The organism is Streptomyces pseudoechinosporeus, from assembly GCF_054783935.1.
Window position 1 is genome coordinate 180,644 of record NZ_BAAGPS010000080.1, and the last position, 15,517, is coordinate 196,160.

At 69.5% G+C, this 15,517-nt stretch carries 19 protein-coding genes; 9 read left to right on the forward strand and 10 right to left on the reverse strand.

The window, feature by feature from the left end:
- Positions 1 to 9 precede the first annotated feature (9 nt).
- From ACYVO6_RS44425 to hpaD, 5 genes are read left to right on the forward strand one after another with little or no spacing between them, the layout of a single operon-like run.
- Positions 10 to 993, forward strand: coding sequence for a ketopantoate reductase family protein (locus ACYVO6_RS44425; RefSeq protein WP_461071820.1), 984 nt, complete (start codon positions 10 to 12; stop codon positions 991 to 993).
- 10 nt (positions 994 to 1,003) lie between these two features.
- Complete coding sequence (locus tag ACYVO6_RS44430; protein WP_461071822.1) at positions 1,004 to 2,437, forward strand: fumarylacetoacetate hydrolase family protein; 1,434 nt, start codon at positions 1,004 to 1,006, stop codon at positions 2,435 to 2,437.
- Positions 2,434 to 3,360 carry a 4-hydroxy-tetrahydrodipicolinate synthase gene (dapA, locus tag ACYVO6_RS44435; protein ID WP_461071824.1) on the forward strand — a complete coding sequence of 309 codons (927 nt, stop codon included), beginning with the start codon at positions 2,434 to 2,436 and terminating at the stop codon, positions 3,358 to 3,360. Before ACYVO6_RS44430 ends, dapA begins: the two co-directional genes overlap by 4 nt.
- A complete protein-coding gene (hpaE, locus tag ACYVO6_RS44440; protein WP_461071826.1) occupies positions 3,357 to 4,847 on the forward strand; it encodes a 5-carboxymethyl-2-hydroxymuconate semialdehyde dehydrogenase in 1,491 nt (496 codons plus the stop codon). The genes dapA and hpaE overlap by 4 nt, the downstream gene beginning before the upstream one ends.
- Positions 4,847 to 5,857 carry a 3,4-dihydroxyphenylacetate 2,3-dioxygenase gene (gene hpaD, locus ACYVO6_RS44445; protein WP_461071828.1) on the forward strand — a complete coding sequence of 337 codons (1,011 nt, stop codon included), beginning with the start codon at positions 4,847 to 4,849 and terminating at the stop codon, positions 5,855 to 5,857. Before hpaE ends, hpaD begins: the two co-directional genes overlap by 1 nt.
- Positions 5,858 to 5,876: 19 nt before the next feature.
- Here the strand turns inward: hpaD and ACYVO6_RS44450 are convergent, their stop codons facing one another.
- Together ACYVO6_RS44450 and ACYVO6_RS44455 are read right to left on the reverse strand one after the other, a co-directional pair.
- Positions 5,877 to 6,848 carry an aldo/keto reductase gene (locus ACYVO6_RS44450; protein ID WP_461071830.1) on the reverse strand — a complete coding sequence of 324 codons (972 nt, stop codon included), beginning with the start codon at positions 6,846 to 6,848 and terminating at the stop codon, positions 5,877 to 5,879.
- Positions 6,815 to 7,000: a hypothetical protein gene (locus ACYVO6_RS44455; protein WP_461071937.1), complete on the reverse strand. Its 186-nt coding sequence runs from the start codon at positions 6,998 to 7,000 to the stop codon at positions 6,815 to 6,817. The genes ACYVO6_RS44450 and ACYVO6_RS44455 overlap by 34 nt, the downstream gene beginning before the upstream one ends.
- On the opposite strand from ACYVO6_RS44455, the gene ACYVO6_RS44460 reads away from it, so the two are divergent.
- A complete protein-coding gene (locus tag ACYVO6_RS44460; protein ID WP_461071939.1) occupies positions 6,968 to 7,201 on the forward strand; it encodes a YciI family protein in 234 nt (77 codons plus the stop codon). The two genes, ACYVO6_RS44455 and ACYVO6_RS44460, sit on opposite strands and share 33 nt — an antisense overlap.
- 66 nt (positions 7,202 to 7,267) lie before the next feature.
- On the opposite strand, the gene ACYVO6_RS44465 is transcribed toward ACYVO6_RS44460, so the two are convergent.
- The 6 genes from ACYVO6_RS44465 to ACYVO6_RS44490 all read right to left on the reverse strand — a co-directional run bounded on the left by ACYVO6_RS44465 (position 7,268) and on the right by ACYVO6_RS44490 (position 12,012).
- The gene (locus ACYVO6_RS44465) at positions 7,268 to 8,170 is read right to left on the reverse strand and encodes a TIGR03619 family F420-dependent LLM class oxidoreductase (RefSeq protein WP_461071832.1); all 903 of its coding nucleotides are present in this window, start codon (positions 8,168 to 8,170) and stop codon (positions 7,268 to 7,270) included.
- Between the two features lie 292 nt (positions 8,171 to 8,462).
- Complete coding sequence (locus tag ACYVO6_RS44470; RefSeq protein WP_461071834.1) at positions 8,463 to 8,624, reverse strand: hypothetical protein; 162 nt, start codon at positions 8,622 to 8,624, stop codon at positions 8,463 to 8,465.
- A 49-nt stretch (positions 8,625 to 8,673) separates the two neighbouring features.
- The gene (locus ACYVO6_RS44475; RefSeq protein ID WP_461071836.1) at positions 8,674 to 9,645 is read right to left on the reverse strand and encodes a pirin family protein; all 972 of its coding nucleotides are present in this window, start codon (positions 9,643 to 9,645) and stop codon (positions 8,674 to 8,676) included.
- A 28-nt stretch (positions 9,646 to 9,673) separates the two neighbouring features.
- The gene (locus tag ACYVO6_RS44480; protein ID WP_461071838.1) at positions 9,674 to 10,051 is read right to left on the reverse strand and encodes a DoxX family protein; all 378 of its coding nucleotides are present in this window, start codon (positions 10,049 to 10,051) and stop codon (positions 9,674 to 9,676) included.
- Positions 10,052 to 10,244: 193 nt separating this feature from the next.
- Complete coding sequence (locus tag ACYVO6_RS44485; protein WP_461071840.1) at positions 10,245 to 10,961, reverse strand: NADPH-dependent F420 reductase; 717 nt, start codon at positions 10,959 to 10,961, stop codon at positions 10,245 to 10,247.
- A 19-nt stretch (positions 10,962 to 10,980) separates the two neighbouring features.
- The gene (locus ACYVO6_RS44490; RefSeq protein WP_461071842.1) at positions 10,981 to 12,012 is read right to left on the reverse strand and encodes an LLM class flavin-dependent oxidoreductase; all 1,032 of its coding nucleotides are present in this window, start codon (positions 12,010 to 12,012) and stop codon (positions 10,981 to 10,983) included.
- Between the two features lie 118 nt (positions 12,013 to 12,130).
- Between ACYVO6_RS44490 and ACYVO6_RS44495 the strand changes: the two genes are divergently transcribed.
- Together ACYVO6_RS44495 and ACYVO6_RS44500 are read left to right on the forward strand one after the other, a co-directional pair.
- Entirely contained in the window at positions 12,131 to 12,604 is a 474-nt protein-coding gene (locus ACYVO6_RS44495) for a MarR family winged helix-turn-helix transcriptional regulator (RefSeq protein WP_461071844.1), read from the forward strand.
- A 244-nt stretch (positions 12,605 to 12,848) separates the two neighbouring features.
- Positions 12,849 to 13,316 (forward strand): MarR family winged helix-turn-helix transcriptional regulator, encoded by a 468-nt coding sequence (locus ACYVO6_RS44500; protein WP_461071846.1) that lies wholly within the window; start codon positions 12,849 to 12,851, stop codon positions 13,314 to 13,316.
- A 35-nt stretch (positions 13,317 to 13,351) separates the two neighbouring features.
- Here ACYVO6_RS44500 and ACYVO6_RS44505 read toward each other — a convergent pair whose 3' ends face one another.
- Together ACYVO6_RS44505 and ACYVO6_RS44510 are read right to left on the reverse strand one after the other, a co-directional pair.
- Positions 13,352 to 13,723 (reverse strand): DoxX family protein, encoded by a 372-nt coding sequence (locus ACYVO6_RS44505; RefSeq protein WP_461071848.1) that lies wholly within the window; start codon positions 13,721 to 13,723, stop codon positions 13,352 to 13,354.
- Between the two features lie 174 nt (positions 13,724 to 13,897).
- Positions 13,898 to 14,389 carry a carboxymuconolactone decarboxylase family protein gene (locus ACYVO6_RS44510; RefSeq protein ID WP_461071850.1) on the reverse strand — a complete coding sequence of 164 codons (492 nt, stop codon included), beginning with the start codon at positions 14,387 to 14,389 and terminating at the stop codon, positions 13,898 to 13,900.
- 121 nt (positions 14,390 to 14,510) lie between these two features.
- On the opposite strand from ACYVO6_RS44510, the gene ACYVO6_RS44515 reads away from it, so the two are divergent.
- Complete coding sequence (locus tag ACYVO6_RS44515; RefSeq protein WP_461071852.1) at positions 14,511 to 15,500, forward strand: pirin family protein; 990 nt, start codon at positions 14,511 to 14,513, stop codon at positions 15,498 to 15,500.
- Positions 15,501 to 15,517 lie beyond the last annotated feature (17 nt).

The window sequence follows — 15,517 nt, forward strand, 5'->3', positions numbered from 1 at the left end:
ATCACTATCGTGGGCCCCGGGGCCGTCGGCGCCACCCTCGCCGGGGCGTTCGCCGCGTCGGGCGCCGAGGTCTCCCTGCTCGGAAGGCGGGGCCCGCACCTCGCCGTGATCGCCGCGCACGGGCTGGGGCTGCGGAGCGCCGAGACGGGAACCGAGGCACGGCACCGGTTTCCCACGGCGTACGACACCGCGGGGCTGCCTGTACCGGATCTGGCGGTCGTCTGCGTCAAGAGCCAATACCTGCTCCCGGCGGCCCGCTCCATCCGGACGTGGATCGAGCACGGCGTGGACGTACTCGTCGTCGCCAACGGAGTGCCCTGGTGGCTGCTGTCCACCGTCGAGCACGCCGGCGGAGACCCCGTTCTGCGATCGGTCGACCCCGACGGCGAGTTGCTGCGCCTCCTGCCCGCCGAGCGCGTGATGTCCGGGGTGGCGCACTTCAGCAGCGCAGTGGACGGACCGGGACGGGTGACCCACCTCAGCGGCACGAGGCTGATCATCGGCGATGCGACGGGCGGCATCTCCGAGCGGGTCACACGGTGCGCCGCAGCCCTGTCCGCAGGCCCCGTCCGCCCGGAACCCAGCACCGACATCCGCCGGGACATCTGGGAAAAACTCCTGGGCAACGTCAACCTCAACCCCGTCAGCGCGCTCACCGGCGCCACCGTCCTGGACATCCTCGACGACCCGGACGTACGGCAGGTCTGCGCCGCCATGTTCGACGAGTCGGCGGCCGTCGGTGCCGCACTGGGCATCGAGAGCGCCATGACGGCCGACGACCGGCTCGACATCGCCCGCAAGCTCGGCGCGTTCCGCACCTCGATGCTGCAGGACGCGGACCGTGGCCGGCCCCTCGAACTCGACGCCATCGTCGGTGCCGTACGCGAACTCGCGCGCCGCACAGGCGTCCCGTCCCCCTCCCTCGACGCGGTGCACGGACTGCTCGCCCTCCGCGAGCGCGTCCGCCGCCTCGGCGAGACGCCCGGCAGCTGAAGGAGCCCCGTTGCCACATCCCTTGGGGAACCCCCCATCGAAGATCATCGCTGTCCACCTCAACTTCCGCAGCCGGGTCAAGGAGCGGGGACGCTTTCCCGCCCACCCCTCCTACTTCCTCAAGCCACCGTCGTCGCTGGCCGGCACCGAGGAAGCGATCATCCGGCCGCGTGGCTGCCAACTCATGGGCTTCGAGGGCGAGATCGCACTCGTCATCGGCTCGCGGGCCCGACGGGTGCTGCCCAAGGACGGCTGGCGCCACGTGCGCTGGGTGACCGCCGCCAATGACGCGGGCGTGTACGACCTGAGATACGCAGACCGGGGCTCCAACCTGCGCTCCAAGGGCGCGGACGGCTTCACCCCGATCGGTCCGCGGCTGCTGGACGCCACCGAACTCGACCCCGCCGGACTGCGCTTGAGGACGTGGGTCAACGGCGAGATGGTCCAGGACGACACGACCGACACGCTGCTGTTCCCCTTCGGCCAGCTGGTCGCGGACCTGTCCCGGCTGGTCACCCTGGAACCCGGCGATGTGGTCCTGACCGGCACACCGGCCGGCGCCTCGGTGGTCGAGCCGGGGGACGTGGTCGAAGTCGAGGTCGGCGACGGCCGGTTGAGCACCGGAGTGCTGCGCAGCCCGATCGCCTCCGCCGAGCACGACCTGGAGCCGTGGGGCGCACAGCCCAAGGCGGACAGGGCCGAGGAGGAGTCGGCGTACGGATCCGCGTACGTACCCGGCTCGCTTCTCGACGAAAGCCTCGCCGGCGGCCTCCGCTCGGTGGCCGTGGCGACGATCAGCGCGCAGCTACGGCGGCGCGGTCTGCCGCACATGTCGGTCGACGGGGCGAGTCCGGCCGCACCCGGCACCCGCATGGTGGGCGTCGCGCACACCCTGCGCTATCTGCCGCTGCGCGAGGACCTGTTCGAGAAGTACGGCACCGGCATGAACGCCCAGAAGCGGGCCATCGAGGAGCTCCAGCCCGGCCACGTCCTGGTGATGGACGCCCGGCGGGACACCTCCGCCGGAACCCTGGGCGACATCCTTGCCCTGCGCGCGCAGCAGCGCGGCGCGGCCGGGGTGGTGACCGACGGAGGGCTGCGGGACAGCGCGGCCGTCGCCGCACTGGGGCTGCCGGTGTTCCACGGCGGACCGCACCCGTCGGTGCTCGGCCGCCGCCACGTCCCCTGGGACACCGGCGTGCCGGTCGCCTGCGGCGGGGCCCTGGTGCAGCCCGGCGACCTGATCGTGGGCGACGACGACGGCGTGGTCGTCGTACCCCCTGATCTCGCCGCGGAGTTGATCGCCGACTGCCGGGAGCAGGAGCGGCAGGAGCGGTTCATCACCGAGCAGGTGCGGGCCGGGGCGAGCGTCGACGGCCTGTATCCGCTGGGCCCGGCCTGGCGGGATGCGTACGAGACCTGGTGCAAGGGAGAGACAGAGTGAAGTTCCGTAGCGACCCGTCCACGATCCGGGGCTCGATCGCCCCGGTGGTCACCCCGTTCACGGCCGATGGGGCGGTCGACCACGACAGTCTGGCCGGGCTGATCCGCTTCCAGCTGGAGTCCGGTTCGCACGGCATCTCGCTGGGCGGTTCGACCGGGGAGCCGAGTGCGCAGAGTGTCGCCGAGCGGATCGCGGGGATGCGTACGGCCGTGGGGGTGATCGACGACCGCGTCCCGTTCCTGCCCGGCACGGGCTCGCACAAGCTCGACGAGACCCTCGAAATCACTGCGGCGGCACGGGAGTTGGGTGCGGACGCCGCGCTCGTCATCACGCCGTACTACGCGCGGCCCACCCAGGAGGCGCTGTACCAGTGGTACGCGACGGTGGCCCGGGAGTTCCCGGATCTGCCGATCGTCGCCTACAACGTGCCCTCCCGCACGGCGGTGGACATCGCACCGGAGACGGTCAAGCGGCTGTTCACCGACTTCGACAACTTCGTCGGGGTCAAGGAGACGACGAAGGACTTCGAGCACTTCTCCCGGGTGCTGCACGCCTGCGGCCGCTCGCTGCTGGTGTGGTCGGGCATCGAGCTGCTGTGCCTGCCGCTGCTGGCGCTGGGCGGAGCCGGTTTCGTGAGCGCGGTCGCGAATCTCGCGCCGACCGCGGTGGCGCGGATGTACGAGCTGTGGGAGGCGGGCGACTTCGACGGGGCCCGCGATCTGCACTACCGGCTGCACCCGCTCGTTGACCTGCTGTTCGTCGAGACCAACCCGGCGCCCGCCAAGTGGGTGCTCGCGCAGCAGGGCCGGATCGCCTCCGCCCACGTCCGTCCGCCGCTGATCACCCCGACCGAGGCGGGCCTTTCCCGCATTCGGGCGCTGCTCGCCGAGGGCGGCGACCTCACCGCACCGATCGGAGCATGACCATGACGACGACCATCGAGAACCTGCCGACCGTCATCCGGCACTGGATCGGCGGAGAACCGGTCGACAGCACCGACGGGCGTACGTTCCCCGTGGCCGATCCGGTGTCCAACACGCCCTACGCCAGGGCTGCGGCAGGCGGTGCGGCCGACGTCGATCGGGCGGTTTCCGCCGCCAGGTCAGCGTTCCCCGAGTGGGCCGGTCTGTCCAATCGGGCGCGCGCCAACACCCTCTACCGCATCGCGGACGCCGTCGAGGCCCGCCATGACCGGCTCGCCGCCTTCGAGTCGTACGACACCGGACTGCCGATCACGCAGGCACGCGGCCAGGCCCGGCGCGCCGCCGAGAACTTCCGCTACTTCGCCGACGTCATCGTCGCGCTCGGCGAGGAGGCGTTCCGGCAGGGCGAGGAGCAGTTCTCGTATGTCGTACGCCGACCGGTGGGGGTCGCCGGGCTGATCACGCCGTGGAACACCCCGTTCATGCTGGAGAGCTGGAAGCTCGCCCCGGCTCTGGCCGCCGGCTGCACACTGGTCCTCAAGCCCGCCGAGTGGACCCCGCTGTCCGCGAGCCTGTGGCCGGAGATCTTCGAAGAGGCGGGTGTCCCGGCCGGGGTGGTGAACATCGTCCACGGCATCGGCGAGGAGGCCGGCCAGGCCCTCGTCGACCACCCGGACGTGCCGCTGATCTCCTTCACCGGCTCCACCGACACCGGCCGGCACATCATCCGTTCCTCCGCCCAGCACCTGAAGACCACCTCGATGGAGCTGGGCGGCAAGTCCCCGGCCGTCGTGTTCGCGGACGCCGACCTGGAAGCGGCCCTGGACTCGGTCGTGTTCGGGGTGTTCTCCCTCAACGGTGAACGCTGCACCGCCGGTTCGCGGGTGCTGGTCGAGCGTCCGGTGTACGAGGAGTTCACCCGCCGCCTGGCCGAGCGGGCCGCCAACGTCCGCGTCGGGCTGCCCTCCGACCCCGCCACCGAGGTCGGCGCACTGGTCCACCCCGAGCACTACCAACGCGTGCTGAACTACGTCGAGATCGGCAGGAAGGAGGCCCGCCTCGTCGCCGGCGGCACCCGCCCTGACCACCTCCCCGACGGCAACTATCTCCAGCCGACCGTCTTCGCGGACGTCGAGCGCGACGCCCGTATCTTCCAGGAGGAGATCTTCGGCCCCGTGGTCGCCGTCGCCCCCTTCGACGACGAGACCGAGGCCGTGGAACTCGCGAACGCCACCCAGTTCGGGCTGGCCGCCTACGTCTGGACCACCAACCTCAAGCGCGGCCACCGCATCGCCCACGCCGTCGAGTCCGGCATGGTCTGGCTCAACTCGCACAACGTCCGTGACCTGCGCACTCCCTTCGGCGGCGTCAAGGCCTCCGGTGTGGGCCGCGAGGGCGGCGCCCACTCCATCGACTTCTACACCGAATCGAAGATCGTCCACGTTGCCCTGGGCGATGTCCACACCCCCCGCTTCGGAGCCGCCTGATGACCACCGCGCACCCCGACGCCCCGGATGTGATCCGGTCCGCCTACGCCCAGCTGGCCGTCACCGACCTGGCGGCGGCCCGCTGGTTCTGGGTCGACATGCTCGGCTTCCACGTCCAGTACGAGGACACCGACACTCTCTGCCTGCGCGGCACGGATGAACTCACCCACCACTCGCTGGTGTTGAGGCGTGGGGAGACGGCCGCTCTTGACCACCTCGCGTACCGGGTCCGCACCCCCGAGGACGTCGACAAGGCGGAGAAGTTCTTCGCCGAACTCGGCCGCCCCCTCAAGCGGTTGAGGAAAGGCGAGGGCACGCACGGGATCGGCGACGCGGTCCGCGTGATCGACCCGCTCGGCTTCCCCGTGGAGTTCTTCCACGAGATCGAGCGCGCCGAGCGCCTCATCCAGCGCTACGACCTCCGCCACGGCGCCGAGATCGCCCGCCTGGACCACTTCAACATCTGCACCCCCGACATCCCGGCCGCCTACGCCCACTACCAGTCCCTCGGCTTCGGCTGCTCGGAAACGATCGAGGGCGACGAGCACGAGCTGTACGCCGCCTGGATGTACCGCAAGCAGACCGTCCACGACGTCGCCTTCACCGGCGGCGCAGGCCCCCGCCTGCACCACCTCGGTATCGCCACCCACGAATCCCACCAAGTCCTGCGCGCGGCGGACCTGTTCGGCTCCCTGCGCAAGGAACACCACATCGAACGCGGCCCCGGCCGGCACGGCGTCTCCAACGCCTTCTACCTCTACCTCCGCGACCCCGACGGCCACCGCGTGGAGATCTACACCAGCGACTACTACACCGGCGACCCCGACCACGAAACCTACCGCTGGAACGTCCACGACGACCGCCGCCGCGACTTCTGGGGCAACGCCGTCATCGAATCCTGGTACAAGGAAGCCACCCCCGTCCACGACCTCGACGGGCGTCCGCAGCCCGTCACCGACGCCCTCCTCGACGAATCCGCCGTCCAGATCGGCGCGGACGGCCTCGGCTGACAGGACGAGAGGACAGGGATCAGAGGTAGAAGTTCTTCGGCCAGCGGTGCTTGGCCAGCAGCGAGAGTTCGTGGGCGGTCAGGGGTGGTGCGTCGGCGATCGCCGCGTTGCGTTCCACGTTCGCCAGTGACCGCATCCCGACGATGACCGTGGAGACCGCCTGTCCGGCGAGCGTGAACCGCAGTGCGGTGGACGCAAGCTCGTCGGCGCCGATCCCCAGGTCGGCGAGGAGGGCGTCCACGCGCTTCTCGACCTGGGCGGGTCGGTCCTCCCGGAAGTACCAGTTGCGCCAGTCGCCCTCGGGGAAGGTGACACCCGTGCGGACCGAGCCCGTCAGGGCCCCTTCGTCGAGTGCGACCCGCCCGATCACGCCCACGCCGTGCTCCGCACAGGCAGGCAGCAGGGCGTCGGACGGGGCCTGCTCGAAGATGTTGTAGATGACCTGGACCGTGTCCAGAACCCCGGTACGCAGCACCGTGAGCACGTTCTCGGGCTGGTGGTCCTTGACGGAGATCCCGAAGAACCGGATCTTGCCCTCCTGTTTGAGGGCGTCCACCGTCTCCAGCCAGTCACCGCGCCCGGTCCACTCGTCCTCCCAGGTGTGCAGCTGAAGGAGGTCGACATGGTCGCGGCCGAGCTCGCGGAGGCTGGTCTCCAGGCTCTCGCGGAGGTGCGAGCCGGGGAACGCCTCCATGGGGTCGAGTCCGCTGGGCGCCAGGGAGACCGGGACCTTTGGCCCGACCTTGGTCGCCACATGCACGCCGTCACCGCCGCCCGGAAGCTCCCTGAGCGCACGGCCGACGATCCGCTCACTGCGGTCGTACGCCCTGGCGGTGTCGATGAAGGTGACGCCCAGGTCGACGGCACGGTGCAGCGCGCGCACCCCGGAATCGTCGTCGGCACCGACCCAGGCCCCTTGGCCCAACCCCCAGGCCCCGTAGCCGATCTCGGACACGGTCAGCCCGGTACGGCCGAGTTCGCGATAACGCATGTGTTGTTCAGGCTCCTTTGGTGAGGACTCGTGGCCAGGCCCGTTTTACTGACGTACTGCTCACAGCAGGCCGTGCGGGCCTGGTTGCGGGCGGCGAGCTTGTGCATCATCTCCCGTAGATACGACTTCACGGTGTTGACCGACAGGTTCAGTTCGTCGCCGGGCTCTTGGAGGAAGGCACCCTCGTGATGTCCGGCCTGTTCAGCGACGGCCGTGGCGGGTTGGCCATTCTGCGTGGTGACTCGCTCGAGGCAGCACAGGACCTCTATCGCGACAGCCCGATCGTCCGCTCCGGTGACGCGAAGGTGGACGTGCGCGAATGGAACGTCGTGTTGGACTCGATGCGGCGGTGACGCCGCAGGCTTTCCGCTGACGCGGGACGGCCGGGCGACGTCGCCTCGACGATGGCCGGAAACGGATCAGCGCGTGAGTTCCAGCGTGCGTTGGAGCAGCTCCAACGCATGGTCCACGCTCTCGGCAGGATCGACGAAGTCCACGAAGACGTGGTCGACGTCCGTCTCGTCCCGCGTGCGCAGGATGACGTCCGCGACCTCCTCCACCGTCGACTCGGCCTTCGGGTTGATCCGCAGGATCGCGCCGATGCTCGCCGGGTCGCGGCCCTGGGCCTCGGCCATCTTACGAACCTGCTGCAAGGGGTCGTTGACCATGGCCGCCGGGTCGAACTCGAAACCGGGGTACGTCACGACCACCGGCAGGATGCCGTCACCCCGGCGGGCCACCCTGCGCTGCGAGGCCGGGGTGAAACCGGACAGGTAGATGGGGGGCCGGGGGCGCTGGACGGGCTTCGGCCCGATGTGGGCGGCGGGGATGGAGTGGTGCTTTCCTTCATGCTCAACCGGATCGGTGGTCCACACTGCCTCCAGCACGTCAAGGCACTCGTCCAGCCGCGCGCCCCGCTCCTTCCAGGGCACGCCCACGCCCTGGTACTCCTCAGGCGACCAGCCGGTCCCCAGGCCGGGGATCAGCCGCCCCCGGCTCACCACGTCGACGCCGGCCAGCGATCGGGCCAGCAGCAGCGGCGGGTACCAGGGCGCGACGAGCGCGCTCGTGCCCAGCAGGGGCCGCTCGGTGGCGGTTGCGGCCACGGACAGGGTCACGAAGGGGTCGGTCAGTGTGTTCATCTTCGGCGGGATCGTGTCCGTGCCCGCATAGCCCACGGTCGGATTCACCGCGGCCAGCACACGGTCGCCGGCCCACAGACTGTCCGCGCCGAGTTCCTCGGCCTGGCGGGCGAAGTGGGCGACTCGGTCGGGCTGTTGAGCCATGGCGCCGTACTGGGGGAGCGAGAAGCCTATACGCATGTGTACTCCTGTGTGGGGGGAGAGGCGAAGGGCTGACAGGCCAAAGACGACACATCAACTAGCTTGTTATGCAAGCCCTTTCGGTGTTCGCCGTCCTCAAGAAGTCGCATTTCGGCCACTGCCCGACAGGGAGCGATCAGTTTCCGCGCCGCGCCTTTCATGGACACGCGGGCGCGTCTCAGGAGAAGACGGTTGCGTGGTCCTGGGCGAAGTCCGTGGGCGGGCAGGCGAACGGCCCGATGCCGGGCCCGGCTGGCGGACCCGGCATCGGGAGGGGTGTGGTGCCTCGGGCTCAGGCGGTGGCGCGGAGCGGCGCCAGCGCCGTGCTCCAGGCGACGACCTGGTCGAGCAGGGTGTCGAGGGCCTGCACATTGTGGTCGCCCGGCTTGAGGACGCTGAAGTTCTCGAACTCGGTCATCAGGGACAGCGTCACCTGCTGGCGCACATCGGCCATCTGATGAAGACGAACCCGTCGAAGGAGGCGATCTGTCCTGAACGGGGGTTCAGGAGGTGTGGGGGAGGTGCTGGGCGGGGATGACGCCGAGGCGGCCCGCCTGGTAGTCCTCGAAGGCCTGTTGGACTTCTTCGGGGGTGTTCATCACGAACGGGCCGTACTGGACGACGGGTTCGCGGATGGGTCGGCCGCCCAGCACGAAGAGCTCCAGCTTGGGGGAGCGGGACTCCTGTACGCGGTCGGCGGTCAGGCGCAGCGCGTCACCCGCGCCGAAGACGGCGAGTTGGCCCTCCCGGATCGGCCGGGAGTCGGCGCCGACGGTGCCGTGGCCCGCCAGGGCGTAGACCAGCGCGTTGTAGGCGGGGTCCCACGGCAGGTCGACGCGGGCGCCGGGCTCGACGGTGAGGTGGGCGAGGTTGATCGGGGTGTGGGTCACGCCCGGGCCGCTGTGGCCGGCGATGTCGCCCGCGATCACCCGGATCAGCGCGCCGCCGTCGGGAGTGGTGAGCAGTCCGGTGTGCTTGCCGCGGATGTCCTGGTAGCGCGGTGGGCTCATCTTCTGGGCGCGGGGCAGGTTGACCCACAGCTGCACGCCGTGGAACACCCCGCCGCTTTGGACGAGTCGCTCCGGCGGCTGCTCGATGTGCAGGATGCCGGATCCGGCGGTCATCCACTGGGTGTCGCCGTCGGTGATCTCTCCGCCGCCGCCGTTGGAGTCCTGGTGTTCCACGGCGCCGTCGATGAGGTAGGTGACGGTCTCGAAGCCGCGGTGCGGGTGCCAGGGGGTGCCCGTGGCCTCGCCCGGGGCCTGTTCGACCTCGCCCAGGTGGTCCATGTGCACGAACGGGTCGAGCTCGGGCAGCGGCACTCCGGCGAAGGCGCGGCGGACCGGGAAGCCCTCGCCCTCGAAGCCGTGCTGGGCGGTCGTCAGGCGGCGGACGGGCCGGAAGGTGGTGCCGGCCGGGTCGGGCTCCGGCAGGCGCGGCAGGACCAGGACGTCGTCCACGGTGATCGCGGGCATGGGGGGTTCCCTTCTCTGTCAGGTGAGGTCAGAAGGCGTGCGGTCCGAAGCGTCCCCAGGCCACGAAGACGGACAGGGCGAGCAGGACCACGTTCACGACGACCGACTGGGCCTCGCCGCGTCGGCTGTGCGTGATGGCGGCGCCGAACATGGTCAGGGCCAGGCCGGAGGCGGCCAGCGGAACGAGGTCCGGGGCGATGTCCACCGCCGCGGGCAGGATCAGCCCGAGTGCGGCGAGGACCTCCAGGATGCCGATCGTCTTGATCAGCCCGGGCGGGAAGTCCTCGGCCCAGCCCATGGACGGGGAGGCGAGGAGCTTCTCCTTGGGCTGGGCGAGCTTGGCAGCGCCGGCCCCCAGGAACACGAGAGCGAGCAGGGCCGCGACGGCCCACAGAGCGACGTTCACAGGTGCCTCTTGTGATCGGGTGGTGCGGGCCCGCCTGGCGGAGTCCCACAGTAATTATTGATGCGTCATCCAAATTAGAGGAACTTAGATGATATGTCAACCTGTCCGTCTGGTCTCGGTCGGGAGTGCAGGAAACTGGAGACGGGCCGGCGGCAAACCGGCGGCAAACCCGCGGCCCGTCACGGGTTGGCGCTCAGGCTGCGTCTTCGGTCGACGGCGGAGCAGCGGTCCGTGCGCTGATCACGGCCCGTCCACGCTCCGATTCCGGGAAGCGGTTGAGCATCGCGCGCAGCTCCTCGGCGCCGACGTTGGCGCCGAACGGCTCGGTGCCCGGTTCGAGCCGTACACCTGCGGAGAGGGGGCCTGCCGTGACGGGGTCGAAGCCGAAGTCGTCGACGAGACGTCCGACGAGCATGAGGTCGTCCGGATCGTCACCCGCGATCGCGATCGCTTTGCGTCCACGTATCCCCGCGGGCCAGGCCCCGTCCTCGAGGTCGTGGTAGCCCATGTGATTGAACGCCTTGACCACACGCGCTCCGGACAAATACGCCTGCACGACTTCGCTCGACGAGGTGTGCGGGTCGGTGAGATCATCGCGGATGCCGTCGACCTCCCACCAGTAGTTCATCGCGTCGATGACGAGCTTGCCCTGCAGCGCCTCGGCGTCAATGCCGCGGTACTTGCCGAGCGGGAGCACCAGGACGACGACGTCTGCCTCCGCCGCGGCCTGTGCGGCAGTGACCGGGACCGCGCCGGGGGTGAGGACTTCGACGGTGAGGGCGATCTTGTCGGGATCGCCCGATCCGGCGATGAGTACGCGGTAGCCGGCGGCCACGGCCAGTCGTGCCAGTACGGTCCCGACCTTCCCCGCGCCCAGGATGCCGACCGTACGAACGTCCGTGATGTCCATGTCTGCTCCGTTCACGGTGTCAGCCCGCGAGGATGTCGCGGACCATCGGGAGGACCTTCGAGCCGTACAGCTCTACGGCGCGCAGGCGGGCGCTGACCGGCTGTGCCCCCGTGGTGTAGATGAGGTCGAACCGGCCGACGCCGAGCGCCTTGATGGCGCGGGCCATCTTGCGGGCGACCGTCTCGGGCGAGCCGATGTAGAGGGAGCCGTGCTCGATCTCGGCCTCGTACTCCTCCTTGCGGACCGGCGGCCAGCCCCGCAGCGCACCGATGCGGTCCCGGATGACCTTGTAGTGCGGCCAGTGCAGTTCCCGGGCCTCCTCGTCCGTGTCGGCGATGAAGCCGGGGGAGTGCATGCCGACGGGGTGGGCGGTCGTGCCGAACTTGTCGGTGGCGCGCTGGTAGAGGTCGATGTAGGGGGCGAAGCGTTCCGGGGCGCCGCCGATGATGGCGATCATGAGCGGGAAGCCGTAGTGCGCGGTGCGGATGACCGACTGGGGGGAGCCGCCGACGCCGACCCAGGTGTTCAGGTGCCCGGACTCGGTCTTGGGGAAGACGTCGGCGTTGTCGAGCGAAGCCCGCTTGGTGCCGCTCCAGGTGACGGGCTTCTCCTCCAGCAGCTTGGCGAAGAGCTCGATCTTCTCCTCGAACAGCACGTCGTAGTCACTCAGGTCGTACCCGAAGAGGGGGAACGACTCGGTGAAGGAGCCGCGTCCGAGGATGACCTCGGCCCGGCCGTTCGAGAGCGCGTCCACAGTCGAGAACCGCTGGAACACGCGGACCGGGTCGTCGGAGCTGAGCACGGTCACGCCGGAGGACAGACGGATGCGGTTGGTACGGGTGGCGATGCCGGCCAGTACGGTCTCGGGAGTTGAGATGGCGTACTCGGGGCGGTGATGCTCACCGAGGGCCAGGACGTCGACGCCGGTCTCCTCCGCGAGAACGGCCTCGTCGACAACCTGCCGGATGGCCTGCGCGTCGGACACGGGGATGCCGGAGTCGTCCTGAGGCACATCCCCGAACGTGTCCAGACCGAAGACGAGATCAGACATGGGTGGGCTCCTCCTGCTGTGTTCCCCGGCCGTGGCATGGGTGGCACGGTTGCTATTAGTTGACGCTTCAATCATTGCTCTCTATGATTGATATGTCAACCAAGGGATGGTGACCACCATGACAGAGCGACGGAAGGCATTTCCCACCGTCGAGGAACTGCGGATCTGGCGGGACTTCATCGAGATGACGGAAGCGCTCCGCTCCGATCTCGCGTCACGCCTGCAGAGCGAGTCCTCCTTGTCGCCCGGCGACTACGCCGTGCTCCTCGCGCTGCGCGAAGCGGACGGGCGCAGCCTGCGCCCGTCCGAACTGGCGGCCCGTATCGGCTGGCAGCGCAGCCGTCTCTCGCACCAGCTTGGGCGCATGGAGCGGCGAGGGCTGGTACGGCGCGAGGAGTGCGCCACCGACAGCCGAGGCGCCGAGGTGGTGCTCACGTCCACCGGCGCGGAAGCGTTCCGGAATGCGTCCCTGCCCCATCTGCGTGCCGTACGCGAGCTGTTCGTCAATCCCCTCACGCCGGGCCAGCTCGCGGCGGCGGAGGAGATCGCGACGGCGTTGCGGACCGGGCTCAAGGCGCCGCGCGACACCTGAGGGCGCGAACTCCGGCTCCGGGCGCGCCCATGACGATCACCCGTGGCTGCGGCGCATGATCGGGGTCGGTTCGAGTATCGCGCTTCGGTCCCGAACTCCGTTCATCGCCATGTGTGCCGCGTCCTCTCCGGTTCGGTGCTGTCGTACTCAGGGCCCGGAGGCGCGGCCCGGGCAGTCAGGGCAGGACAGGTCGGGCCACGCCTCCGGAGTTTGATGAGCTATCAACTACGTTTACAATTACTCCATGGGAGAAACGGTGCGGTGGCTGACGCCAGACGAACAGCATGCGTGGCGGAGCTTTGTCCGGTTGCACGAGCGGCTCGGGGGCCGTTTGTCGCGCTTGCTGCAGACAAAGTCTGGTTTGTCGGCTGCAGACTTCGCGGTGCTGGTCAATCTGACGGATGTGCCGGAAGGGCGGCAGCGCTATCAGGATCTGGCCCGCGCGCTGGAGTGGGAGAAGAGCAGGATGTCCCATCACATCGCGAGGATGGCCGGACGGGGGCTGGTAGTGCGGGAGGAGTGCCTTGAAGATGCGCGCGGCGCGTTCGTGGTGATCACGGAGGCGGGACGTACGGCCATCGAGGCCGCTGCCCCGCTCCATGTCGAGGCGGTGCGCGAACTGTTCCTCGACCATGTCACGCCGGCAGAACTGCGGGTGCTGGGGGACGTCTCCGCACGCGTCGTGGACAAGCTGGACGAGGACGCGTCCTGACCCCGGAGGGTGGCCGGCGCGCCCTGATGCACGGGTCACATCGCGAGTCCGAGCGTCACGGCAGTTGCCACTGAGAGCGGGATGAGGACGAAGGGGGCCATGGCGTTCCCCCGCGTGGCCGGGTCGGCGTAGTCGCCGGCCTTCGCGTGGAAGCCCACCGCGCCGACCATCGTGATGGCGAAGCCTATGGCAGCCGCGATGCCGAGCGGCTGCCAGAAGAGGCCCACGATCAGGCCCACCGCGGCGGCGACCTCGGCCAGTCCGATGAAGCGGACGAGGCCCGCGCTCAGCCCCATGTGCGACTGCAGCCCGGCGGAGACGTCGCCCTTGAGGAGAGTCTTGGGCGCACCCGCGGCCAGCGTCACAAGGACGAGGAGGACGCTGAGAATGGCGGCGGTGACGTACATGGGGTGGTTCCTTCCGTGCTGGCCCACGCCGGGACGGAGTGGACGCAGGTCGTGGTTGATTCGTCGACGTGGACTCTACGGAGGCATAGGTGATACGTCAATCAAATGGCGAGTTCTTTTCGTCGCGTCCGGTGACCGGGTGGAGCGGTGGGTCGGGTCGGCGTGCCGGTGGGCCTACGCCTTGCGGAGTGTCGGAACCGGATGCTTGCTCATGATCGACACCCGGTTGAACGCGTTGATGGTGATCGCCACCCAGATCGCGGCGGAGATCTGGTCGTCGGTGAGGACCTGCCGGGCGGCTTCATGGGCGGACGCCTGTGCGTCGGCGTCCGTCGGATCGGTCGTCACCTCGGCCAGCGCGAGCGCCGCGCGCTCGGAGGGGGTGAACATGTCGGTGTCCCGCCAGGCCGCCAGCACTCCCAGTCGCTGTGCCGACTCGCCCGCGCGCAGGGCCGTCCTGGTGTGTGAGTCCAGGCAGTAGGCGCAGCCGTTCATCTGTGACACGCGGAGGTTGATCAGTTCCGCCGTGGTGCGGTCGAGTCCCGCCTCGGCGGCGACCGTGCGTACCGCCTCCGCGGTCTGTGTGAGGGCGTGGAAGGCTTTGGGGCTCTGCTTGTCGATGAAGATCCTCCGCGTCGGTGCGGATCCGGTGGTGGGGTTGCTCACTGTGGGACTCCTTCACGGCCGCTGAGGCCGGCCCGCACGCCGGATGCGTGTTGTGGCCCTCAGCCTGCTCTCGTGGCATAGTGGTTGATGTGACAACTATAGTAGGTGGAAGGTGGTCCCGGTGAGCAACGTCGAAACCGAACCCGCGGAGCTGAGGTGCGGAACCCTGGTCGACGACGGGCGGCAGGCCGGAGCGCCCCTGGTCGATGTGCTGTCGGCGCGGGAGGTGCCCTTGGGCGGCCCGCGTGCGATGCGCGTACGGCGGACGCTGCCGCAGCGGGCCCGGACGCTGATCGGAGCCTGGTGCTTCGCCGATCACTACGGCCCGGTCGACGTCACCACCGCCCACGGCATGGACGTCGCGCCGCATCCGCACACCGGCCTGCAGACGGTGACCTGGCTGTTCAGCGGGGAGGTCGAGCACCGCGACAGCCTGGGCACTCATGCCCTCATCCGGCCCGGCGAGATGAACCTCATGACGGGCGGGTACGGCATCAGCCACTCCGAGGTCTCCACCCCGGCCACCACCGTCCTCCACGGCGTCCAGCTGTGGGTGGCGCTTCCCGAGGAGCACCGGAACGCCGACCGGGACTTCCAGCGCTGCGTCCCCGAACCCGTGCGGATCGACGGGGCCGAGATCAGGGTCTTCCTGGGCTCGCTCGCCGGAAGCACCTCCCCGGTGCGGACCTTCACGCCCCTGGTCGGTGCCGAGATCGTCCTCGCACCACGTGCGGCGATCACCCTCCCTGTGGACACCGCCTTCGAGCACGGCCTGCTCGTGGACAGCGGGGACGTCCGCCTGCTCGACACCGCGCTGCGCCCGGCCGAACTCGGCTACGTTCCCTGCGGCGCCGACACCCTGGCAGTGGTGAACGAGTCGGACGCTCCGGCGCGGGTGATCCTCCTCGGAGGCCCTCCTTTCGAGGAGGAGATCGTCATGTGGTGGAACTTCATCGGACGCAGCCACGAGGACATCGTCCAAGCCCGAAAGGACTGGGAGGCATCGTCCGACCGTTTCGGCGCCGTCGAGGGCTATCCCGGTCATCGCCTCCCCGCGCCGGCCCTGCCGAACGCCATCATCACCCCGCGCCGGAATTCCCCGCGTCGCTGACCTCCTGCGAAAGGCAT

Excerpts from the sequence above, each read along its gene's own strand:
- hpaE (WP_461071826.1), top strand. The coding sequence starts at position 3,357 with ATGACCATGACGACGACCATCGAGAACCTGCCGACCGTCATCCGGCAC.
- hpaD (WP_461071828.1), top strand. The coding sequence starts at position 4,847 with ATGACCACCGCGCACCCCGACGCCCCGGATGTGATCCGGTCCGCCTAC.
- ACYVO6_RS44450 (WP_461071830.1), bottom strand. The coding sequence starts at position 6,848 with ATGCGTTATCGCGAACTCGGCCGTACCGGGCTGACCGTGTCCGAGATC.
- ACYVO6_RS44465 (WP_461071832.1), bottom strand. The coding sequence starts at position 8,170 with ATGCGTATAGGCTTCTCGCTCCCCCAGTACGGCGCCATGGCTCAACAG.
- ACYVO6_RS44470 (WP_461071834.1), bottom strand. The coding sequence starts at position 8,624 with ATGGCCGATGTGCGCCAGCAGGTGACGCTGTCCCTGATGACCGAGTTC.
- ACYVO6_RS44475 (WP_461071836.1), bottom strand. The coding sequence starts at position 9,645 with ATGCCCGCGATCACCGTGGACGACGTCCTGGTCCTGCCGCGCCTGCCG.
- ACYVO6_RS44485 (WP_461071840.1), bottom strand. The coding sequence starts at position 10,961 with ATGGACATCACGGACGTTCGTACGGTCGGCATCCTGGGCGCGGGGAAG.
- ACYVO6_RS44490 (WP_461071842.1), bottom strand. The coding sequence starts at position 12,012 with ATGTCTGATCTCGTCTTCGGTCTGGACACGTTCGGGGATGTGCCTCAG.
- ACYVO6_RS44495 (WP_461071844.1), top strand. The coding sequence starts at position 12,131 with ATGACAGAGCGACGGAAGGCATTTCCCACCGTCGAGGAACTGCGGATC.
- ACYVO6_RS44500 (WP_461071846.1), top strand. The coding sequence starts at position 12,849 with ATGGGAGAAACGGTGCGGTGGCTGACGCCAGACGAACAGCATGCGTGG.
- ACYVO6_RS44505 (WP_461071848.1), bottom strand. The coding sequence starts at position 13,723 with ATGTACGTCACCGCCGCCATTCTCAGCGTCCTCCTCGTCCTTGTGACG.